At 72.7% G+C, this 20,345-nt stretch carries 17 protein-coding genes and 1 riboswitch; of the genes, 5 read left to right on the forward strand and 12 right to left on the reverse strand.

Annotated features, from left to right (window positions below; all coding sequences use genetic code 11):
- Nucleotides 1-921 (forward strand): 5-oxoprolinase/urea amidolyase family protein (locus G6R24_RS05190; protein WP_338084412.1); only part of this gene is annotated, 921 nt, incomplete at its 5' end.
- Here G6R24_RS05190 and G6R24_RS21905 read toward each other — a convergent pair.
- Nucleotides 915-2,087 (reverse strand): hypothetical protein, encoded by a 1,173-nt coding sequence (locus G6R24_RS21905; RefSeq protein WP_225438138.1) that lies wholly within the window; start codon nt 2,085-2,087, stop codon nt 915-917. The two genes, G6R24_RS05190 and G6R24_RS21905, sit on opposite strands and share 7 nt — an antisense overlap.
- 393 nt (nt 2,088-2,480) lie before the next feature.
- On the opposite strand from G6R24_RS21905, the gene G6R24_RS05200 reads away from it, so the two are divergent.
- Complete coding sequence (locus G6R24_RS05200; protein WP_163548027.1) at nt 2,481-3,350, forward strand: FadR/GntR family transcriptional regulator; 870 nt, start codon at nt 2,481-2,483, stop codon at nt 3,348-3,350.
- A 20-nt stretch (nt 3,351-3,370) separates the two neighbouring features.
- On the opposite strand, the gene cbiE is transcribed toward G6R24_RS05200, so the two are convergent.
- On the reverse strand, nt 3,371-4,696 hold the full coding sequence (cbiE, locus tag G6R24_RS05205; protein ID WP_225438139.1) for a precorrin-6y C5,15-methyltransferase (decarboxylating) subunit CbiE: 1,326 nt from the start codon (nt 4,694-4,696) through the stop codon (nt 3,371-3,373).
- 196 nt (nt 4,697-4,892) lie between these two features.
- Here cbiE and G6R24_RS05210 point away from each other — a divergent pair, with 196 nt between their 5' ends.
- On the forward strand, nt 4,893-6,404 hold the full coding sequence (locus G6R24_RS05210) for an acyl-CoA synthetase (RefSeq protein ID WP_163548029.1): 1,512 nt from the start codon (nt 4,893-4,895) through the stop codon (nt 6,402-6,404).
- Here the strand turns inward: G6R24_RS05210 and G6R24_RS05215 are convergent.
- The 9 genes from G6R24_RS05215 to G6R24_RS05255 all read right to left on the reverse strand — a co-directional run bounded on the left by G6R24_RS05215 (nt 6,326) and on the right by G6R24_RS05255 (nt 16,729).
- Complete coding sequence (locus G6R24_RS05215) at nt 6,326-8,284, reverse strand: ABC transporter ATP-binding protein (RefSeq protein WP_163548030.1); 1,959 nt, start codon at nt 8,282-8,284, stop codon at nt 6,326-6,328. The genes G6R24_RS05210 and G6R24_RS05215 overlap by 79 nt on opposite strands.
- The gene (locus G6R24_RS05220) at nt 8,284-8,727 is read right to left on the reverse strand and encodes a lasso peptide biosynthesis B2 protein (RefSeq protein WP_163548031.1); all 444 of its coding nucleotides are present in this window, start codon (nt 8,725-8,727) and stop codon (nt 8,284-8,286) included. The genes G6R24_RS05215 and G6R24_RS05220 overlap by 1 nt, the downstream gene beginning before the upstream one ends.
- Entirely contained in the window at nt 8,724-9,209 is a 486-nt protein-coding gene (locus G6R24_RS05225; RefSeq protein WP_163548032.1) for a lasso peptide biosynthesis PqqD family chaperone, read from the reverse strand. Before G6R24_RS05225 ends, G6R24_RS05220 begins: the two co-directional genes overlap by 4 nt.
- Nucleotides 9,203-11,068: an asparagine synthase-related protein gene (locus G6R24_RS05230; RefSeq protein ID WP_225438140.1), complete on the reverse strand. Its 1,866-nt coding sequence runs from the start codon at nt 11,066-11,068 to the stop codon at nt 9,203-9,205. Before G6R24_RS05230 ends, G6R24_RS05225 begins: the two co-directional genes overlap by 7 nt.
- A 17-nt stretch (nt 11,069-11,085) precedes the next feature.
- On the reverse strand, nt 11,086-11,343 hold the full coding sequence (locus G6R24_RS05235; protein WP_163548033.1) for a lasso RiPP family leader peptide-containing protein: 258 nt from the start codon (nt 11,341-11,343) through the stop codon (nt 11,086-11,088).
- Nucleotides 11,344-11,409: 66 nt separating this feature from the next.
- On the reverse strand, nt 11,410-12,366 hold the full coding sequence (locus G6R24_RS05240) for an AfsR/SARP family transcriptional regulator (protein WP_225438141.1): 957 nt from the start codon (nt 12,364-12,366) through the stop codon (nt 11,410-11,412).
- A gap of 358 nt (nt 12,367-12,724) precedes the next feature.
- Nucleotides 12,725-13,483 carry a peptidoglycan-binding protein gene (locus G6R24_RS05245; protein WP_163548034.1) on the reverse strand — a complete coding sequence of 253 codons (759 nt, stop codon included), beginning with the start codon at nt 13,481-13,483 and terminating at the stop codon, nt 12,725-12,727.
- A gap of 369 nt (nt 13,484-13,852) precedes the next feature.
- A riboswitch (cyclic di-AMP (ydaO/yuaA leader) is annotated at nt 13,853-14,010 on the reverse strand.
- 596 nt (nt 14,011-14,606) lie between these two features.
- On the reverse strand, nt 14,607-14,963 hold the full coding sequence (locus G6R24_RS05250) for a four-helix bundle copper-binding protein (RefSeq protein ID WP_163548035.1): 357 nt from the start codon (nt 14,961-14,963) through the stop codon (nt 14,607-14,609).
- A gap of 182 nt (nt 14,964-15,145) precedes the next feature.
- Nucleotides 15,146-16,729, reverse strand: coding sequence for an amidohydrolase family protein (locus G6R24_RS05255; protein ID WP_225438142.1), 1,584 nt, complete (start codon nt 16,727-16,729; stop codon nt 15,146-15,148).
- Nucleotides 16,730-17,275: 546 nt separating this feature from the next.
- On the opposite strand from G6R24_RS05255, the gene G6R24_RS05260 reads away from it, so the two are divergent.
- Entirely contained in the window at nt 17,276-17,791 is a 516-nt protein-coding gene (locus G6R24_RS05260) for a DUF309 domain-containing protein (protein ID WP_163548036.1), read from the forward strand.
- Nucleotides 17,792-17,934: 143 nt separating this feature from the next.
- On the forward strand, nt 17,935-19,128 hold the full coding sequence (locus G6R24_RS05265; protein ID WP_163548037.1) for a thiolase family protein: 1,194 nt from the start codon (nt 17,935-17,937) through the stop codon (nt 19,126-19,128).
- A gap of 38 nt (nt 19,129-19,166) precedes the next feature.
- Here G6R24_RS05265 and G6R24_RS05270 read toward each other — a convergent pair whose 3' ends face one another.
- Nucleotides 19,167-20,033, reverse strand: a complete 867-nt coding sequence (locus G6R24_RS05270) for a DUF4232 domain-containing protein (protein ID WP_225438143.1) — start codon at nt 20,031-20,033, stop codon at nt 19,167-19,169.
- Nucleotides 20,034-20,345: the final 312 nt, after the last annotated feature.

Genomic DNA, 20,345 nt, shown 5'->3' on the forward strand with positions numbered 1-20,345 from the left:
GGCGTGGGGATCGCGGGGGCGAGGTCGGCGACGATCACCGTGGTCTCGCCCGGTCCGCTCGCCACCATCCAGGATCTCGGCCGGACCGGCCTCGCGCATCTGGGCGTCACCGCGGCGGGCGCGCTCGATCGTCCCAGCCTGCGCCTGGCCAATCGGCTGGTCGGTAACCGGATGTCCGCCGCCGGCATCGAGTGCACCTACGGCGGTCTGGTGGTCACCTTCGACACGTCCGGGCTGATCGCCGTCACCGGTGCGCCCTGCCCCATGACCCTCGCCGGACGAGCGATCGGCATGAACAGTCCCGTCGAGGTGCCCGCCGGCGCCCAGCTGCGCATCGGCCCGCCCGGGCAGGACGCGCGCACGGGTGGCCTCGCGGATCCGCGGGCGGCCGGCGTGCGGACGTATCTGGCGATCCGCGGCGGTCTGGACGTATCACCCGTGCTCGGCTCCCGCTGCCGGGACACCCTCGCCGGACTCGGACCAGCTCCTCTGGCGGCCGGCGACGTACTCCCCCTCGGTCCCGCGCACGCCGCGCCACCGGTGGTCGACCTGGCGCCGCAGGCCCGCTACCGGGCCACACCGACACTTCGCGTCATCCCCGGTCCGCGTGACGACTGGTTCACCCCTGATGCCCTGGCCACCCTGTGGGCGTCCACCTACGAGGTCAGCGCGGACAGCGACCGCATCGGCATCCGTCTGCGGGGACCCGCCCTGGTTCGGCGTGTCACCGGCGAACTACCGTCCGAGGGCATGGTCGTCGGCGGCATCCAGATCCCCCCGGACGGCCAGCCGGTCGTGTTCCTCGCCGACCATCCGGTCACCGGCGGCTACCCGGTGATCGGCGTCCTCCCACCGGACGACCTTCCTCTGGCCGCCCAGTGCCGTCCCGGCCAGCACCTGCGCTTCACCCGCGCTCAGTGAGGAGCGCGATGCCGATGACGGCGGTGACCGAAAGCACCCGTGTTCTCGTCCTGCGCAGTGGCGCCGTCCTGATCCACGGCCTGACCGTCGGGCGTCGCTCCTGGACGATCGCTCGGGTAGACCTCTGACTCCGCGATGGCCGCCGGGACATCCCCGGTGGGCCCCTGCGCACCCCGCGCGCCATACGGCTGCGCCCCCTGATCCGCGTGGCCCTGGGTGTCATACGGCGGCGCGCCCTGACCGGTATAGCCCTGGGTGCCGTACTGCTGCGCCCCCTGGTCGGCGTAACCCTGGGTGCCATACGGCTGCGCCCCCTGCTCGGTATAGCCCTGGGTGCCGTACTGCTGCGCCCCCTGGTCGGCGTAACCCTGGGTGCCATACGGCTGCGCCCCCTGCTCGGTATAGCCCTGGGTGCCGTACTGCTGCGCGCCCTGACCGGCGTATGGCTGCGCGCCCTGACCGGTGTAGCCCTGGGAGGCGCCGTAGCCCTGGGAGGCGCCGTAGCCCTGGGAGGCGCCGTAGCCCTGGGAGGCGCCGTAGCCCTGGGCGCCGTAGCCCTGGGCGCCGTAGCCCTGGGCGCCGTAGCCCTGGTTGGGGTCGTAGCTCTGGGCGTCGCGGTCCGTGGCTTCACGCTGGGTGCGTTGCAGGCGGCGTTCACGGTGCTGGCGGGCGGCGGCGACATCGCGCACACCGCGCACGCTGAGCCGCCCCCAGGCGGTCGCGCCGAGGAACACGATCATCGCGCCGAGACCGTAGAAGAAGGTCAGCCACTCGAAGGCCTGGCGCACCGAACCGCCGCGTGGGAAGCCCAACGCGCCCAGATGCAAGGGGCCGGCGAGGGTCGGACCGACGATGAACCAGGTGCCGGCCGCGATGGCGAGCCAGGCGCCCAGCGCCGCGGTGGCGCGGTTGGCGCTCAGCAGCAGCAGGAGTCCGCCGGCGAAGGCCGCGAGGCCAGGCAGCAGCTCCAGCCAGAAACGTGCCGAGCTCCACGTCCAGGCGGAATCCTGGGTGAAGCCGAAGTCGAAGGCCGGGCCGACGAACGGGATCAGCGCCCCCCAGATCCCAAGCAGCATCAGCAGCACTCCGCTGAGTGCCCCACGGCTGCGCGGGATGCGCCATCTGCCCAGGCCTCGGCTACCTGTGTCGGTGACCGGTGCGGCCATAACCCGCTCCCTCCCTGCGCTGGTGGTGGCGGTGGCTGTGACGCCAGGCCATATCAGCAGGGTGCCCCGCGGGAACGCACCAAACCAGCAGGTCAGAGACGATGTGGCGGCGGGCGACGAACCCGGCCGACGATCATGGACGGATGATGCGAACCAGGCGCGGCAGCCGACGGCCACACATCACGGACCACATTTAAGTGATATATATCACACGAATAATCGAACCTGACGACCAGATGACCATCGCCGCACGTCGCGTGCGGGTTTCGCCACCGTAGCCACCCGATCATTCCGGGGTGAACTACGCCTGTTAGCGTAGACAGCCCGCAGGGTCCACCGTTATGGTGATCTTCACCGGAACGATCGTCGCGCGCTGCCGCTGGAGGACCGCTCATGGTCGATGTCCGCTCGATTGCCGCGCGGCCGCCCGTCGCCACCGCCAGCGGGGGCAAGCTGGTTACGCCCCCCTCCGCGCAGGTGGAAGCACCGCTGCCGGCGAGGGCGCCGCTGCCAGTGGGGGCGTCACCGATCGGGCGGCAGGTCCGGGTACCGAAGACCGCCGAGCTCGTGGCCGGCCAGCTGCGGCGCCGGATCATCCGGGGCGAACTCGCCGAAGGCGACGCGCTGCCCCCCGAGCCGACGTTGATGACGCAGTTCGGGGTGTCGCGGCCCACGTTGCGCGAGGCGTTCCGGGTCCTCGAGGCGGAGGCGCTGATCTCCGTGCGCCGAGGAGCACACGGTGGGGCGCGGGTGCATGCGCCGAGTCCGGCGGTGGCCGCCCGTTACGCCGGGCTCGTCCTCGAGCATCGAGGTGCGACCCTGGGTGACGTCCACCAGGCCAGCAGTGTTCTCGAGCCGCCGTGCGCCGCCCAGCTCGCCGAACGCCGCGACCCCGCGGACGCGGCGGAGCTGCGCCGCTGCCTGGCCCAGGCCGACGCCGCCGTCGACTGCGATGCCCTCGCCGCGGCCCAGGCCGAGTTCCACCTCACGCTGGTCCGGCTCACCGGCAACCACTCACTGGCCCTCGTCACGGACGTGCTGCAGCACCTGGTCGAGATCGCCAACGCGCAGCAGGCCACCCATCCCGTCAGTCCCGAACCGCACGCCGACGCCACCCGTGTGACGCACGCCCGGCTCATCGAGCTGATCGAGGCCGGAGACGCCGCGGCGGCGGCCGACCACTGGCGCTCCCATCTGGCCGCGCCGGAGCACGCCATCCCCGGCGGTCCCGCCGACAGCTGCCTGCTCGACCTCCTCGGCTGATCGCGGCCCCCCGCGGGCGATCAGCTCACGGGACGGTGGGCGGCGGGCCAGACCGTCCACTGGGTGACGGGCATAGCTGGCCGCCAACCGGTGAACCCACCCACCGGCGAGGCGCGGCTCACCGCGAGCCGGACCAGTTCCCCACCACAACGCGCGTACCACTCGGCGAGCACGGTCTCCGACTCGAGAGTCACCGCGTTGACGACGAGCCGGCGACGGTCCCAGCGACCCCGGCCACCGCCCTCGTCGCGGTCATGGTCCTCGTTGTTGTCGGCGTGCAGGGCCGTCCAACAGGCCTCGAGCACGCCGGGGGCGCTCACTCCGCCACCTACGAAGATCGCGTCCGGGCTGGGCAGGGTGGCCAGGTCCCGCGGGGCACGTCCGTCCACGACACGCAGGTGCGGGACGCCGAGCCGGGCCGCGTTGCGCCGGATCCGCTCGGCTCGCTCCGGTCGCGGCTCGATCGCGATCGCCCGCGCGTGGGCGTGTGCGCGCAGCCACTCGATCGCGACGCTGCCGCTGCCCGCGCCCACATCCCACAGCAGTTCGCCCGGCGCGGGGGCGAGCCGGGCGAGGGTCAGCGCACGGATCTCCCGCTTGGTGATCTGCCCGTCATGCTCGAACGCGTCATCCGGTAGCCCCGGCACCCGGGGAAGGTACCTACCGTCCGGGTCCAGCACGGCCTCGACCGCGATGATGTTGAGATCCGCCACCGCGGCGGAGTCGGCGCTGGCCCAGTGACGTGCGCCGGCCACCTGACGGTCCTCGTCGGACGCGCCAAGCCGGGACAGCACCGTCAACGCGCTGGCCCCGTATCCGCTGTCGACCAGCAGCGCCGCCACCGCCGCCGGTGTCGATCGATCGGCGCTGAGGACCAGCATCCGCCGCCCCGGTGCGAGGACGAGTCGGATCCGATCCAGGGCGCGGCCGACGACACTGACCACGTCGACGTCCTGCGACGCCCAGCCCAGCCGCGCGCACGCCAGGCTGACCGACGACGGATGCGCCACCACCCGCACCCGCGCCGCCCCCAGCAGCCGTACCAGTGTCACCCCGATGCCGTAGTACATCGGATCGCCACTGGCCAGTACGCACACCCCGCCGGGCGCGGCACCCTCGACGTGTTCCGCCAACAGCCCCGGCAACGCCGGCAGCAACGGCGATGGCCACTCGATCCGCCGAGCACCGGGCGGCAACCCGTCCTCGGTCACCGAGGTGGACGTCCGCACGGGCAGGTCGGCGAGCTGGCGGCGGGATCCGAACACGACCGGCGCCACCCGCAGCACCCCGCGCGCCTCAGGCGACAGCCCGGCCCAGCCGTCCGCCCCGACACCGACGACGGTCACGATCCCTCGCGGAACAGCGCCGTGCGGAACGGACTCGCGCGGATCCGAACGTGGCGGCTCCGCACGCGCAGGTGTGGACACAACACGCCACAGTAGCCGGGCCGGCGGGCAGCCACGATCCATCGACGCGGACGGGCGGAGGTGGACGGAAGGTCGGAGGTGGACGGAAGGGCGGCGGTGAGCGGCGGTGGGTGTGATGGCGGAACCGCAGGCCGCGGGCGGTGTCTTCCGGGAGGATGCTCGGGTGAGCCTGAGCCTGTTTCCCCCGCTCGACATCGATCATGACGCTCCGTCGGTACAGGTGGGTGATGTCGTGCTGTCACGTGCCGAGCTGTTCGGCGCGGCCGGAGCCGTCGCCCGCCGGGTCGCCGGTGCGTCCGCGGCGGCGGTGTACGGGGAGGCGTCGGCGGCCACGATCGTGGCGATCCTCGGCTGTCTGCTGGCCGGGGTGCCGGCGGTTCCCGTCCCACCGGATTCGGGGCCGCGGGAGCGGGAGCACTTCCTTCGCGACAGCGGCGCGGTGCTGATGCTGGGCGACCCGCCCTGGGCGGACCTGCCGGTGCCGGTGATCCCCGTCGACGTGCGTGCCCGCGCCGACTTCGCCGCGCCGAACCCGACCGTGGACCAGCCGGCGGGCGGGTCGTCGGCGGCCAGGCCGCCGGCGCTGGTTCTCTACACGTCGGGGACGACAGGCGCGCCCAAGGGGGTCATGGTGCCCGCGGCCGCGATCGCCGCCGATCTCGACGCGCTCGCCGACGCCTGGGCGTGGACGCCGCAGGACACCCTCGTCCACGGCCTGCCGATCTTCCACGTCCATGGGCTGGTGCTCGGGGTGTTCGGGCCGCTGCGGGTCGGGAGCCGGCTCATCCACACGGTGCGCCCGACACCGACGGCGTACGCGGCGGCGGGGGGCAGCCTGTACTTCGGTGTGCCGACGGTGTGGTCGAGGGTCTGCGAGGATCCGAGCAGCGCACGGGCACTGCGGGCGGCGAGGCTGCTCGTCTCGGGGAGCGCGCCCCTGCCCGTGCCGGTGATCGAGCGGATGCGGGAACTCACCGGCGTCGCGCCGGTCGAGCGGTACGGCATGACCGAGACGCTGATCACCACCAGTGCCCGGGCGGACGGGGAGCGCCGTGCCGGGTGGGTCGGCACGGCGCTGCCCGGTGTGCGCACCCGGCTCGTCGACGACGAGACGGGCGAACCGCTGCCGCACGACGCGCACAGCATCGGCGAACTACAGATCCAGGGCTCGACCCTGTTCGACGGCTACCTCAACCGTCCGGAGGCCACCGCCGGCTCCTTCACCGCGGACGGCTGGTTCCGCACCGGGGACGCCGCCGTGATCGACGCCGACGGTAACCATCGCATCGTCGGACGACGCTCCACCGACCTGATCAAGTCCGGTGGTTACCGGATCGGCGCCGGTGAGGTCGAAGCGGTGTTGCTGGCGCATCCGGCGGTCCGGGAGGTGGCGGTGGTCGGACTACCGGATGCCGATCTCGGCCAGCGCATCGCCGCGTTCGTCGTGGCGGCCGGCGGCGAGGCGGGTGGCGAGGTCGTCCCCGAACGCGCCGAACTCGTCGACTTCGTCGCCCGGGAGCTGTCGGTACACAAGCGGCCGCGGGAGATCTACTTCGTCGCGGAGCTGCCCCGTAACGCGATCGGCAAGGTCCGCAAGTCGGCGCTGACCCCGCCGTCCACCACCTGAGCCACCGTCGGCCGGCGGTCGGTCGGCCGGCTGCCGGCCGACCCGCTGCTGGACGCGGCGAGACGCCGGTAGAACGGGCTGGTCGCCATCAGTTCGTCGTGCGAGCCCTGGGCGCGGACCCGTCCGGCGTCCAGGACGACGATGTGGTCGGCGGCCCGGACGGTGGAGATGCGGTGCGCGATGACCAGCAGGGCTCGTTCGGCGGCGATCCGGCGCATCACCCGCGTCAGGGCGTGTTCGTTGACGCTGTCGAGCTGCGAGGTCGGTTCGTCGAGCAGGAGCACGGCGGGGCGCGGGAGCAGCGCACGGGCGATCGCGACACGCTGACGTTCACCGCCGGAGAGCAGGACACCGTGGTCACCGACGGGTGTGGCGAGCCCGTCGGGTAGCCGGGCGACCAGGTCGCGTAGGCCGGCCGCGGCGACGACCTCGTCGACATCCGCCTCGGTGGCCTCCGGCGCGGCGTAGGTGATGTTGTCCCGCAGGGTGCCGTGCAACACCGGTGTGCTCTGTTCGACGAGGTTGACCCGGGCGCGGGCGCGGTGGCGCGGGATCGAGCGGACGTCGTGCCCGTCCACCAGCAGCTGACCGGCATCCGGCTCGTAGAACCGTTCGACCAGTTCAAGGATGGTGGACTTGCCCGCCCCGGACGGCCCGACGAGGGCCACCTGTCCGCACCGCGGCACCTCGAACGACACCCCGCGCAGCACCGGTTGCAGTCCGTAGCCGAACCAGACGTCCCGCAGTTCCAACGCCAACGCGGACGAACCCGCGTCCACCCTGCTGGGACGGCCCACGGTCGTGGGACGGTTCGTGCGGGCGGGCGGCCTGGGCACCGTGGTCCAGCCCGACAGTGCTGTGGCTGGCGCGGCCCGCTTCGGCGCGCGCACGGCGACGGTGCTCAGGGGGCCGATCTCGGTGGGCTCGTCGGTCTCCCGCGGCAGGGTGAACACCGCGTTGACCCGGCTCAGCGCGCCGAGTCCGCGCTGGATGGTCGCGGCGGACTCGACCAGCTGGCCCAGCGGCATCACCAGGTAGGTGGCGTACAGCAGGAACGCGACCAGGCTGCCCAGCGTCGCCGAACCGCGGGCCACCAGCACCCCGCCGACGAGCAGGACGACGAGCACGCTGCCCTGCACCGCGAGCTGCATCGCCGGCGCGATGATCGAGTCCAGCGTCGCCATCCGCAGACCGGCCTGGTAGGCGGAGTCGGCATGCGCGCCGATGCGGGCGGCCTCGCGGCCCTCCGCCTGGTTCGCCCGGACGGTACGCACCGCGGTCAGGGCGCGTTCGAGGTCGGCCGTCATCGCGCCGACGCTGGCCTGGCCGCGTTCGGACACCGACCGGATGCGTGACAACGCGGCCAGCACGACCGTCCCGGCGACCAGGACGACCGCGAGGACCAGCAGGAACAGCCAGGCGTTGAGCCAGACCATCAGCGCGATCGCGCCGACGACGCCGATGGTGCTCGTGACGAGCGCGGTGAAGCTGAAGGCAACCGCCTCACGCACCACGGTCGTGTCGGTGTTCGCCCGGGAGATCAGGTCACCCATCCGGCGGGTGTCGAGCACCCTGATCCGCAGCCGCAGCACCTGGTCGATCAGGCGTTGCCGCAGGCTGAGCAGAATCGACTGGCCGGTGCGTTCCAGCAGGTAGTGCCCGGCGGTGTCGGCGATCGCCTGCCCGACGAACAGGCCGAGCAGCGCACCGATGACCCACAGCGGTATGCCGCCGGCCTGGGCGTCGTCGATCACCCGCATCACCAGCAGCGGCTGGAGCACACCGATCCCGGTGCCGATGATCGTCAGCCCCGTGGCCACCCCGATCGGACGGCCATGCCCGCGCAGCAGCACCCACAGTTCCCCCAGCCCGCCGCGCATCAGCTCACCTCGCTGTGACCGGCGGCCCGGCCGACGCTCAGCAGGGTGCGCAGATACCCCGGCGGGACGGACTCGCCGACCATGACGCCGTCCACCTCGACCCAGGCGTGCGCGGCGAACGGGGCGAGCGAACGCACCCCCACGCACCAGGCCGGCACGGTTCCGGACAGCCGGCACATCAGCATCGTCGCGATCGAGCGGGGCACGCAGCCGCGGGCGCCGCGGCAGGTCAGGCTCACCGCCATCACCGCCTGGCGGGCCGTGAGGGCCTGGTCGTAGTCGGCGGGCCGGGCGCCGCGGGCCAGCCGGGCCAGTACCCGGCGGATGCGCGCGGGCTGCTGGGTGGCGAGCACCCGTGCCGCGCCGACGGCCACCCGCGCACCGACCCACCGCAGCGGACTAAGGGTGACCTCCGGACGTTCCAGGGTCATCGGCGTGCTCATGGGTGTCGCCGTAGCCTCGAGCGCAGCCTCGCCCCGGGGCCCGTGGCGGAACGAGGCCGGTCCCCGGTCGGACGCGCGTGGTCGCTGCTGGGACGCGACGGCCGGGCCGTCGCGGACCGGGCCGTTCGGCTGGTCGCGGGACGCGGCAGCCGTCCCCCGGCCATGCCGTCGCCGACCGGACGTTCCCCCGCCGTAGGACCAGGCAGCTCGACGTCGCGGTGGTCGGCGTCGTCGTCGATCAGGCCGACGTCGGTGAGCTGCGCCAGCAGGCCCTCCACATCCCGGCGGGCGGTGTCCGGGGCGACGTCGCCCGTGGCGCACAACCGCCGGGTCGCGGCCGTCACATCACCACCGGCCAGTAACACCCCCAGGACGAGATCGCCGGACGGGTTGAGCGTCCAGTACTGCCCGTTGTTGGTGTGCAGCAACACCGCGCCGTACTCGGTCGGCGCCCGTACGACGTCGGAACGCAACCTCACCATGTCGGCTCCCCCCGGTCGGTCGGCTGGCGGCTGGCGGCCTGGGCACGTAGCCAGGCGTCGGTGGCGATGGTCGGCTGCAACACCTCGGCCCGATGGTCGGGGACGGCCCCGGCGCGGCACGCCTGGCGCAGCAGGTCCACCTCGATCAGCCCGAGTTCGGCCAGCGGCGACTCGTCGCACAGCTTCACCAGCGCGCCACGGTTGGCGCGCAGTCCCTGGTCCTCCTCGGTCGAGGCGTCCGCCTTGGTCCGCCGGCGCAGGCATTCGGCCGGCACCACCGGGCGCATCGCCTCCTTGAGCAGCGGCTTGTACTCCCAGGGCGAGGCGCGCAGCTCGGGCCGCACCGCCAGCGCCGCGCGCACGACCCGCTCGTCGTAGAACGGCGCGGCCAACGGCGGTCCCGTGGCCTGCGCGATCTGGTCGAAGCCGCGGAACACCGCGGCGCCGGCCCGCAGCATGAACAGGTCGAGGTGCCCGGCCCGCGTCTCGGCCAGGGGCACGGCCCGCTCGGCCGCTGCCGCGAAGGCCCGCGCGACGAGTTCGAGGGCGTCCGCGGTGAGCCAGCCTGGCACCACCGGCGGCGACGTCCAGTCCAGTGCCGTGACATACGGCCAGGTCCGTCGTCCAACCGGCGGGGTCGGGTAGCCCGCCCGGGCGGCGTTCAGCACGCGGGACATGTCGCGCAGGCAGTCGCGGTAGCCGCGGCCGCGCATCATCCGCAGGCTCGCCGCCCACGGCCAACCCTCCTGGGCCCGGTAGCCCCGCAGCTGACGCAGCGCCAGCGTCGGGCGACGCCGCAGCAGCGCCGGCAGATGGTTCGGTGTGCCGCCCACCAGTTCGTCGCCGCCGAAACCGGTCAGGTGCAGCCGGGGCGCGTACAGCGCGAGCCGATCAAGCCCGGCCAGCAGCTTCGCCCGGTCGACGAGGCCGACGAACGGTCGGTCGGTGGCGGGACCGGGTTCGCCGATGCGGTCGTAGACCAGCGGCAGGTCGGCGGCGGGCAGGGTCTCCCGGGTCAGGTTCGGCAGGGACGCGGCCAGACGCGCGGCCCACACCGGATCATCATCGCCGGGATCGCGGGCGAGGCCGGTCAGGGCGACGATGTCGGCCGGTCCGCGGGCCGCCAGCGCGCACACCGCGCTGGAGTCCAGTCCGCCGGAAAGGTCGGTGCTGACGGTCCGGCCCCCCGCGACCCGTACCGCCACCGCCTCGGCCAGCGCCGTACGCAGCACCGCCGCGCCCTCCGCGCGGGAACGCACCGCGGCCGGTGCCCGCCACCAGCGAGCCGTGCGCGACCGGCCGTCGCGGTCGATGCAGAGATACTCCTGTGGCGCCACGGCTGTCACACCGGTGAACGCCACCAGGTCGTCGAGCGGATGCGGCGGGGACGGGTCGAGCAGCGCCAACGCCAGCACCATGCGATCGAGTCCGGCCCCGCACAGCCCGGCCAGCACATCGGCGCGGTCCGCGGCCAGCAGGTCGGCACCGACCCGCGCGGTGAAGATCCGCCGGGTGCCGCTCGCCGTCCCCTGGAGGCGCTGCTGCCCGTCGATCTCGGCGATCAGATGGTAGTCACCGGCGATCTCGCGGCCAAGGTCGAGACTGTGCACGTCGCGCGCGGCGACCAGCAGCCCCAGCAACCGAGCGGGTCGCACCGCCGCGCAGCCGACCAGCGCGACCTGGCGGCGGCCGGCCGTGACACTGACCATGGCCGCCGCCGGCCAGTCCCCGACGATCCAGGGTCGACCTGAGCGGTGTCGCACCATCTGATGCGCCTCCGCCGGCATCGCCACCCGCTCACGATCGGGCAGGACGACGAACCAGCGGGCCGGACGGCGCAGCGATGCGGATGTCGTCACCTCGCGCTCCGCCGCGCTCAGAAGAAGAATCCGCCGGCGACGAATCCCCCGCCACCGCCGAATCCCGCCCCGCCGAAACCACCTCCACCGTCACAGCCGCCTCCGCAGCCGTAGGAGTAGCCGAAGCGGCGGTAGAAGTAGTCGTGCCCCCAGCCCCAACGACCCCGGGTGACCTCCGTGAACCGACCGGCGGTTGACAGCCGCGGGTGCTCGTAGGCCTGCTCACAGGCCTGATCATGGTTCGGCTCGTACGTTCGCTCGTGGGTGACAGTCATGTCCGTTACCCCTTCCCGATGCGTGTTTCCCCCGATGTCCCACGCGAAGGGATGCCCCGGACGGGTTCAGCGCCGGTTCACCGTGGCGACCGGAGCCGTGTCGGTGGGCGACGCGGACTCCAGCACCTGCCGGTGGACGCGGCGTAGCTCCGCACCAGGCTCGATGCCCAGTTCGGTGACCAGCCGGCGGTACACCTCCCGGTACTCGTGTAGCGCCTCGGCCCGCCGCCCGGTGCGTTCCAGGGCGGTCAGCAGCTGCGCCCACAACCGTTCCCGGGTGGGAAACTCGACGGTCAGCGCCCGCAGCGCCGGCAGGACCGCATCGGTCTCGCCGAGGGCCAGGCGCGCGTCGATGAGCTCCTCGCGGGCCGCCCAGCGCGCCTCGTCCAGACGCAGGCACTCCGCGCCGCCCACCTCCGCCGGCAGCTCGTCGAACGCGTTGCCGCGCCACCAGCCCAGGGCCTGCTCGAACAGGTCCGCGGCCGGACGCCACCGGCCCTCACGCGCCGCCTGGCGGCCCGCGGCGACGTCCCGATCGAAGCGCAGCACGTCGAACTCGTCCGCGTCGACGAGCAGCCGGTACTCCCCCGGCCGGCTTTCGATCCGCCCCGGCCCGACCGGACGACGCAGCACCGACGCCCGCGGCCCGACCACCGTGACCGCCTCCCGTTCCTCGGCGGCACCGCCCGGCGGTGGCAGGGTGTGCCGCAGCTCCGAGAGATAGGTCTTGATGTTGCCCATCGCCGAGCGAGGCGGCGCGTCCTGCCACAGGGCCAGCCGCAGCTGTTCGACGGACGTCCAGCGCCCCGGGTGCACCAGCATGGCCAGCAGCAGCACCCGTTTCTTCTGCTGGTCGATGCGTATCCGCTCGCCGGAGGCCCTCCACACCTCCAACGGCCCGAGCGCGGCGAACAGCATCCCGACCCCCGGCTCCGCCCGTCCACCGGCACGGGTGTCACCACGGTCGCCCGCCCGACCCGCTGGCCGGGTCGCGGACCCGAGGGCCCAACCGTTCCTGGGCACCGGACCGTTTCCCGACGCCGGACTTCCGCGCAGCGCCGGGCTGCTCGTGGGCGCCGAGCCACTGCCCGACGCCCACCTGCCACCGTCGACCATGATGATCCTCGTCGGTCGGAGACCCTCCGTAAACGGACGATCCGCACCGGACGGACCCCGCTGTCGCGCCATCGCCCGGGGACCGGCGGCCCCGCTGGGCCGGTGCAGGAATACCCAGCCTGGACGTGGGGTAGTCCATCACCGACACCGGATCAGCCCAGGTCCGAGCCCGGAGCCGAGCCCGGAGCCCAGAGCCGAGTCCCAAATCCGAGCGCAGGCCCCGAGCGCAGGCCCCGAGCGGGAGGTCCGGACGCCGCGTCCGGACCTAGAGTCCGAGTCGGGCCCGGGTCTGCGGGCCGACCACTCCGTCGGCGATCAGGCCGTGCTTGAGCTGGTAGTCCTTGACCATGTGGTTGGTCTGGTAACCGAACTGGCCGTCCACGGCGATCGGGTAGCCGAGGTTCGCCAGCCGCTGCTGGATCTGCCGGACGTCCAGGCGGAAGCCCCGTCCGCTGGCCAGCGACGGGTAACCGCTCGTCGTCGCGGCCACCGACGTGGCCGTCGACGCCTTCGGTGACGGCGCGTAGGCGATCGTGCGGACGCTCAGCCCGCCGGACACCGCCGCCGCGGCCGAGGCGCCGCGGGACTGGAACCGGGCGTACATGCCATTGGTGTACGTGCTCCAGGCCCGAACCCCCTGGTTGACGCAGACCGTGCGCGCCGCCCAGGCGTTGGTGCTCGGGTCGTACAGGTTGCGCCCACCGACCCAGCCGGCGTGCGCCCGCATGTTGATCTGCCACAGACCGCGGGAGTCCTCACCGACGGTGGCGTGCGCGTAGGGGTTGCCGCCGGACTCGGCCAGGGCCACCGCGACCCAGGTTCCCAGCGACGCTCCGCCGCAGCCCGCCAGGCCCGCGTTCGCCGCCACCCGGGCGATCTGCACATCCGAGACCGTGCTGGTCGTCGCCGCGCTGGCCGGGTTCGCCGTGGCGAGCATGCTCGCGCCCGCGCCGAGCACCCCGATCGCCGCGACGGTGGCGCCGCGACGCCGGTTCGAAGCCTTCCGATGCTTTCCCTTGGCCATTCTCTGACATCTCGTTTCGGTGTCGTGGAGCACGGTGGTGGAAATAGAGTCCGACTTCCATTGGAAGCCAGCCGGACGGCTTCACCGCCCATCAATGGGCAGCACTGAACATCGGGCTGATATGAGCCCTCAATGGAAACAGAAAAGAGTGTGGACGAGTGCTGCCGCGACAGGTTCCAGCCCGCATCGCACTCGCAAGGGAAATCCCGCGCCGGATACGGCGACCGCCAACGACGACGGAGCGGTCAGGACTCCGGTTCGACCCCGGTTCGAGGTCGGTTCGAGGTCACGGCGACGCGGCGAGAGGGCCGCCCCTGGATGCCCGCAACCACCTAACCCACGATCAAAGCGCTACCTGACCAGTTACCCTGATCCTTCCCGTACGCCTACGGAGTTAGCTGTCGGGTGCGGGCCGGGAAGCCCGGTCATCCGCGCACGGATGACTTAACCCCGAGGGTGACCATCGACTCTGGCCACCCGGTGGAACCTGGTTCCCCCGCTTCTGCCCTGAATGGTCTGGAGGGAGCTTCGAACCGTGGGCAGAACTCGGCGTCGGCTCGAAGCTTTCGTGGTGCTCCGCCACCGTAGCGAACTACTCAGGGTAGTGACAAGTACCAGTTCGGCCCGAAACTGGCCACCCTGCCGTGACGTTCCGTGCAGAGAGCTGCGACACAGCAACAATCAGACATCGATTCGGACGGCCCATCGCCCACCGCACCAGAAATACTCGCCCGAGTGACAGCCGGCCACGCCCCGGACGCGCCAGACGGGGCCGGCCCCAGCGCCCGGGACTCGAGGGTTCGCCACACTCCGCGGCGGCCCACCGAAGCGGGCCACAACGCCCGATCATGACACGACACCAGATCATGACCTCGGACCTCGGCCCTTCACCACACCCCAGAAGATCAGATCAAGGCACACCGAACGGCGAACGGCGGCCCACGGCGGACAACTGTCCGTCCGTGGGCCGCCGTCGGTGTGCGAAAGCAGCAGTCATGCCTGTACTCGTTCAGCACGTGCGGTGGATCAGTGCTGGCTGTGGATCAGTGCTGGCCCTGGATCAGTGCCAGCCCTGGATCGCGGGTGGCACGGATCGGGTTCGCGGCAGAGCCGCGAGGCACGGTCAGGCCGCGGCACCGGCCATGGCGGTGCAACTGTCCATGCACGACCGGCAGGCCCGGGCAAGCCGGGTGAGCTGCGCGTCGCGCGGCATCTTCTCGCACATGTCGGCGGTGGCGCCGCAGATGCGTGCGCACATCGCGCACATGTCAGCACGCATCGGCGACATACGGCACATCATGTCGGCGCAGGTCCGGGTGATGGCGGCGCAGTCCATCATCAGGCGCAGGTCCGCGGCGTCCATCATCGAGCCGGGCATGTCCATACAGTACGAGATTGTCTCCTCGCATAGGGTCGAGCACGACATGCACTCATCAATGGCTTTGCGCATGGTCTCGCTGATTTTCTCGGCGTGCTGCATGGGACACCTCCGATATGCGGGCGGCAACACTGGCGCCGCCTCGGAAACCCGCCACTGGCGGGTGTTCGGGCATCCCTGACGATAGCTCTGGTCAACGAAACCGCATCCCGGGCCGGCGACATTTCCGGCCCGATGGAATCGAGGCTGAAAGGTGGTGGAAAACGATGATCTGACCGCGGAGGTCAGCAGGTTCGGGCCAGCGCCGGTGGCAGTCGAGGATGCGCGAGCACGGGCCGTCCGGCGGTGAAGACGCCGCGTACGAAGTCCCGGCGTTCGAACAGGCTCAGGTCACCCGGATCCGTGTCCAGAACGATCGCGTCGAACACGTTGCCGGGGGCGAGCCGGCCGCGCCGCCCGCCCGTCCCACCCTGGCCGGACCCGACCACACCGTGATCCGGTGCGTCCGGCGCCGGCGACTCGGCATACGGCCAGCCATGACCCGGGGAGCACAGTGTGGCGCCGTTGCTGGTGGCGGCGAGCAGGGCTTCCGGCGGGGTCAGGCCGGCCCGGCGTAGGTGGCTGATCTCGGCGAGGTTGCCGCCGTGCCGGCTGCGGTGGCGGGCGTCGCTGCCGAGGGCGATGCGCACCCCGGCCGCGCGGGCCACCGCGATGGTCTCGGTGAGCGCGGCGGCGGTCGACTCGGCGCGTTCCACGGCCCAGCCAGGAAGCACACCTGTGCGGGCAAGGGCTGCGAGATCCAGATAGGAGGACAGGGTCGGGACCAGCGTCACCCCACGGGCGGCCATCGCGGCGGCGGCCCGTTCACCCAGACCGATCCCGTGCTCGATGGAACGCGCCCCCGCGGCGACCGCGGCCTCGACCGCCCGCGCGCCGAGAGCGTGCATCATCACCGGCCGACCGTAACGGCCGGCCTCGGCGACCGCGGCGGCCAACTCGGCCGGGGCGAACGGCAACTCGGTGAAGCCGGGTCGGGTGGACATCACCCCGCCACTGGCGTAGATCATCACCCAGTCGGCGCCGGCACGTAGCACCCCGCGCACGGCGGTGGGCAGGTCACCGGCGACGCTCGCGCTGTGCGCCGGACGGTCCGGGTAGACGGGACCGAGCACATCCTGGGTGGACTCGAGGCCCGGCCCGAGGATGGCGCCGTCGCCGTGACGCCCGTTGCGGCTCAGCGCCACCACCGACACGCCGAGTCTCGGCCCGGGGACGGTGCCCGTGGCGAGCGCGTCACGCACCCCGGCGTCGGCCCCACCGGCATCGCGCACCCAGGTCACCCCGGCCCGCAACGTTGCCCGCAGGGCCTCGGCGGTCTGCAGGAACCTGGTGGACAGCGGCGCCGTGACCAGTTCGAACGGATCATAGGTGGACTGGGTGAGGTGCGCGTGGCAGTCGACCACGCCGGGCATGACGAACAGCCCGCGCGCGTCGACGTCGATCGCCTCGGGGTCGATCGGCAGGGCACGGCCGACGGCCCACACGATCCCGTCGCGCACCGCGAGGTCGCAGGGCTCGCTGAAGCGTCCCGTCCGGTCCAGCACATGGCACTCACGCAGGGTGAACGCCCGCCCGCCGCGCCCGTCGCGCCGCGGAACGACGTCCGCACCGGGGGCGGTGTCCGTGCCGGAGGTGGAGCCAGTGCCAGGGGTGGAGCCAGTGCCAGGGGTGGAGCCAGTGCCAGGGGTGGTGTTCGCGCCGGGGGCGGTCTCGCCGCCGAGGTCACGGGACGCCGAGGAACGCGGAGGCGTCGCGGATGCGGGAGTCGACGGCGGGGTCGAGGATGAGGACGCACGAGATTCGGACAAGGCAGCGCCGTTCCTGCTGGGTGGAATGGACGACCGTGGTCGCCGACCGGAGGAACCCGTGGCGACGGTGTGCCGCGGACCGACGGTGCTCTCCACGACCGGGAGGACCGAAAGCCAGGACTGCCCACCGAAAGGCGGGACGATCCGCAGGCGGGACGATCCGCAGGCGGGACGGCCCGCGACCGCGATGGTCCGCAGGCGTACGGAACCGCGGGGGTCAGCGGGGACAGGCCGCCGTGCACACCCGGCAGGTGTCGATATGACGGCGGTGGGTGAGCGCACGAGCCAGGTCCACCCGCGACCGCGGCATCACCGTGGCCAGCGACCTGCCCATGATCCCCATGCCTCCCGCCGGCGACCCAGGGGCGACACTCGCCCAACCTCACGGTAACCAATGCCCGGCAGCGACGCAAAGCCGTCGACGCACCGGCCGTCGACCAGGTACGTCGTCTGTCGTCCGCCGTGGGCGGGCGGGGACACCCGTCCGATCGGGATCTGGATCACTGGGGGTGACAACGATCGGGGTGGCTGGTCAGACTGGACCTGATGACCACATCACCGCCTCCCCGGCGACCAGTCGCGCGATCCCGCGACGCGCTGGGCCGGCCGTTGCCGCCGGGCGTCGTCGGTGTCGCGCCGTTGGAGCTGCCCGCCACGCTGCCGGCGCCAGCCGCGCTCGCCGCTGCCCAGCATCTGCTCGACACAGGTCTGCCGTTCCAGGCACACGAGGTGCTCGAGGCGTCCTGGAAGGCCGCCGAGGACGACGACCGGGGACTGTGGCGGGCGCTCACCCAGCTGGCCGTGGGGCTGACCCAGCTGGCCCGGGGCAACGTCCCGGGCGGCGTCGCGGTGCTCGCCCGCGCCGCCGAGGGCCTCGCCCCCTACGTCGGGCGGCACCCGCACGGGGTGGATGCCGCCGCGCTCATCGACTGGTGCGAGCAGACCGCCCGCGCCGCCGTCCAGAGCCGCGCGGCGACCACGACCACGACCACGACCACGGCTTCGGCGGCTGACTCTCGCCCGGCAACGGTTGCGCTGCGTCCACCTCGACTGGTGGAGTGAGTCCACGAAGGCGCTGCGACCGGATCAGTCCTGTGAACGTACCCACCGGAATTCTCACGCACTGACACTCGTTGGTCAGTCAAGAGCGCCGGAGGTAAGTGGGCGACCGGCCCCCGGCGGCCTGGGCGATCCGAGGAGATCCGATGGAAGACGCAGTCATCGTCGACGCGGTCCGCACGGCATCGGGGCGGGGCAAGCCGGGCGGAGCGCTCAACGCGCTGCATCCGGCGCAGCTGCTGGCCACCGTGCTCAGCTCCCTGGTCAGCCGCAACGATCTCGACCCGGCGCTGGTCGATGACGTCATCGCCGGCTGTGTGGGTCAGATCGGCGAGCAGTCATCGAACATCGCCCGCACCGCGGTGCTGTCCGCCGGCTTCCCCGAGACGGTGCCCGCCACGACCGTCGACCGGCAGTGCGGTTCGAGCCAGCAGGCCGCCCACTTCGCCGCCCAGGGCGTGATCGCCGGGGCCTACGACGTGGTCATCGCCTGCGGTGTGGAGTCGATGAGCCGGGTGCCGATGGGTTCGTCGGTCGCCGGCCAGGACGCCGAGGGTCCCGGGCTGCGAGCCCGCTACCCCGAGGGGCTCGCCTCCCAGGGGATCGGCGCGGAACTGATCGCCGCCCGCTGGAAGCTCGACCGCGACGAGCTGGACACCTTCGCCGCGCGCTCGCACGAACTCGCCGCCGCCGCGACGGCCGCCGGCGACTTCGCGCGTGAGATCATCCCCGTCCCGCTGCCGCAGGCCGACGGGAGCGTCCACTCCCACCTGGTCGACGAGACCGTGCGGGCCGGGACCACCGTGGCCAAGCTGGGGCCGCTGCGGCCGTCGTTCCACACCGAGGCCTGGGCGCGACGGTTCCCCGAGATCGGCTGGAACATCACCCCGGGCAACGCCTCCCCGCTGACCGACGGGGCGTCCGCCGTCCTGATCATGAGTGCGTCGAAGGCCGCGGAACTCGGCCTGCGCCCCCGCGCCCGCTTCCACGCCTTCGCCCTCGCCGGGGATGACCCGCTGCTCATGCTCACCGCCCCCATCCCCGCCACCCGCAGAATCCTCGCGCGCACCGGACTGTCCCTGGACGACATCGACGCCTACGAGGTGAACGAGGCCTTCGCGCCGATCCCGCTGGCCTGGGCCCGTGAGCTGGGCGCCGACCCGGCCCGGCTCAACCCCCGCGGCGGCGCCATCGCGCTCGGCCACGCCCTGGGCGGCTCGGGCAGCCGCCTGCTCGCCACCCTGGTGAACCACCTGGAGGCCACCGGCGGACGCTACGGACTACAGACGATGTGCGAGGGCGGGGGCATGGCCAACGCCACCATCATCGAGCGCCTCTGACCGCATCCCCCCACCCGTGATCGCATCCCCACCCGCGGTCAGCCGGTGACCGCGGTGACGGACAACTGCTGGACGGATGTCGAGGCGCAGGCCGACGTGTCCGACAGCGGCTGGCGCAGCGCCGTGTGCGACCCGGGCGAGTAGACCCGCAGCACCGTCACCGCGGTGATCTGCCCGGCGTCCAGGCATCCTTCCTGGATGCCCGGGTGGACGATGCGCAGGACGGCGGACGCGGACCCGCCCGGGGCCAGGCTCACCGTCGTCGCGGCGGCGCCGGTGCGGGTCGCGGCGGCGCCGACCTGCGCCCCCGCGGCGTCCAGGTACGACACGCCGGGGAAGCCCCGCAGCGCACAGGTCACGGTGCCGGTGTTGGTCAGCACGAGCCGCTCGTAGGTACTGCCGGCCGCACCCTCCGGGTCGGCGACCCGCAGTGACAGCGCCGAGGCCGGGCAGATCCCGGACGATCCGGAGCCCGGGGCCGGCGCCGTCGCGTTCGAGACCGGCGCCGTCGGGTTCGTAGCCGGAGCGGTCGAGGCCGCCGCGGTGGCCGTCGCGGGCGGCGGTGAGGTGCTCACAGCGGGTGGGCCGCCGGCCGGCGCGACCGTCGTCGCGGCGGGTCCGGCGTCCGAGGCGCATCCCGCGAGCGCGCCGACCGCCAACGCGCCGACCGCCGCCAGCATCATCGCCCGACCCGCCAGCGTCCCCCGGGCCGGCCGCTCGATCGCCCGTCCCTCCCACGCACGACGGTGCCGCAGGGACGGTTGTCCTGACCGCGACCCCTCCTCCCCGGCACCGTCACGCTCCCCGGCACGGTCGCGCCGGTCAGGTCGGGGGTGCTGATCCGGCGGAGCCTGCTGGCCAGGGCTGTGCGGCTGGCCAGGGCTGTGCGGCTGGTGCCCGTACATGGCGACCTCCCCAGTCCGGCACCGGCAAGCGGGCGATGCCGGGGTACTCGGACGGCGCCGCGTCGATGCTGCGACGCCACCGCTGGCAACGACTTTCCGTTCTCGTCCTCGTCCTACGGCCGCTGTCCTCTATCCCCTGCCCAAAGTCACGATGCGTGACACCCGATCGGTGGGCTGGCCCGCGCCGCGGGATGGGGCTGGCCCGATCGAGTGATCCACCTTCGTGGCCGGCCGGTGCCGCGGTCGTCGGCGTGGCGGCGGACCGTGCTGCTGGACGACGTCTCCATACCGTGATCTTTTACCGATGGACGG

It is taken from the genome of Candidatus Frankia nodulisporulans (assembly GCF_902806475.1).
Classification (GTDB): Bacteria; Actinomycetota; Actinomycetes; order Frankiales; family Frankiaceae; genus Frankia; species Frankia umida.

Bases quoted from the DNA above. Each gene is read 5' to 3' on its own strand.
- G6R24_RS21905 (WP_225438138.1), bottom strand. From the start codon at position 2,087: ATGGCCGCACCGGTCACCGACACAGGTAGCCGAGGCCTGGGCAGATGG.
- G6R24_RS05200 (WP_163548027.1), top strand. From the start codon at position 2,481: ATGGTCGATGTCCGCTCGATTGCCGCGCGGCCGCCCGTCGCCACCGCC.
- G6R24_RS05210 (WP_163548029.1), top strand. From the start codon at position 4,893: ATGGCGGAACCGCAGGCCGCGGGCGGTGTCTTCCGGGAGGATGCTCGG.
- G6R24_RS05215 (WP_163548030.1), bottom strand. From the start codon at position 8,284: ATGCGCGGCGGGCTGGGGGAACTGTGGGTGCTGCTGCGCGGGCATGGC.
- G6R24_RS05220 (WP_163548031.1), bottom strand. From the start codon at position 8,727: ATGAGCACGCCGATGACCCTGGAACGTCCGGAGGTCACCCTTAGTCCG.
- G6R24_RS05225 (WP_163548032.1), bottom strand. From the start codon at position 9,209: ATGGTGAGGTTGCGTTCCGACGTCGTACGGGCGCCGACCGAGTACGGC.
- G6R24_RS05235 (WP_163548033.1), bottom strand. From the start codon at position 11,343: ATGACTGTCACCCACGAGCGAACGTACGAGCCGAACCATGATCAGGCC.
- G6R24_RS05245 (WP_163548034.1), bottom strand. From the start codon at position 13,483: ATGGCCAAGGGAAAGCATCGGAAGGCTTCGAACCGGCGTCGCGGCGCC.
- G6R24_RS05250 (WP_163548035.1), bottom strand. From the start codon at position 14,963: ATGCAGCACGCCGAGAAAATCAGCGAGACCATGCGCAAAGCCATTGAT.
- G6R24_RS05260 (WP_163548036.1), top strand. From the start codon at position 17,276: ATGACCACATCACCGCCTCCCCGGCGACCAGTCGCGCGATCCCGCGAC.
- G6R24_RS05265 (WP_163548037.1), top strand. From the start codon at position 17,935: ATGGAAGACGCAGTCATCGTCGACGCGGTCCGCACGGCATCGGGGCGG.
- G6R24_RS05270 (WP_225438143.1), bottom strand. From the start codon at position 20,033: ATGTACGGGCACCAGCCGCACAGCCCTGGCCAGCCGCACAGCCCTGGC.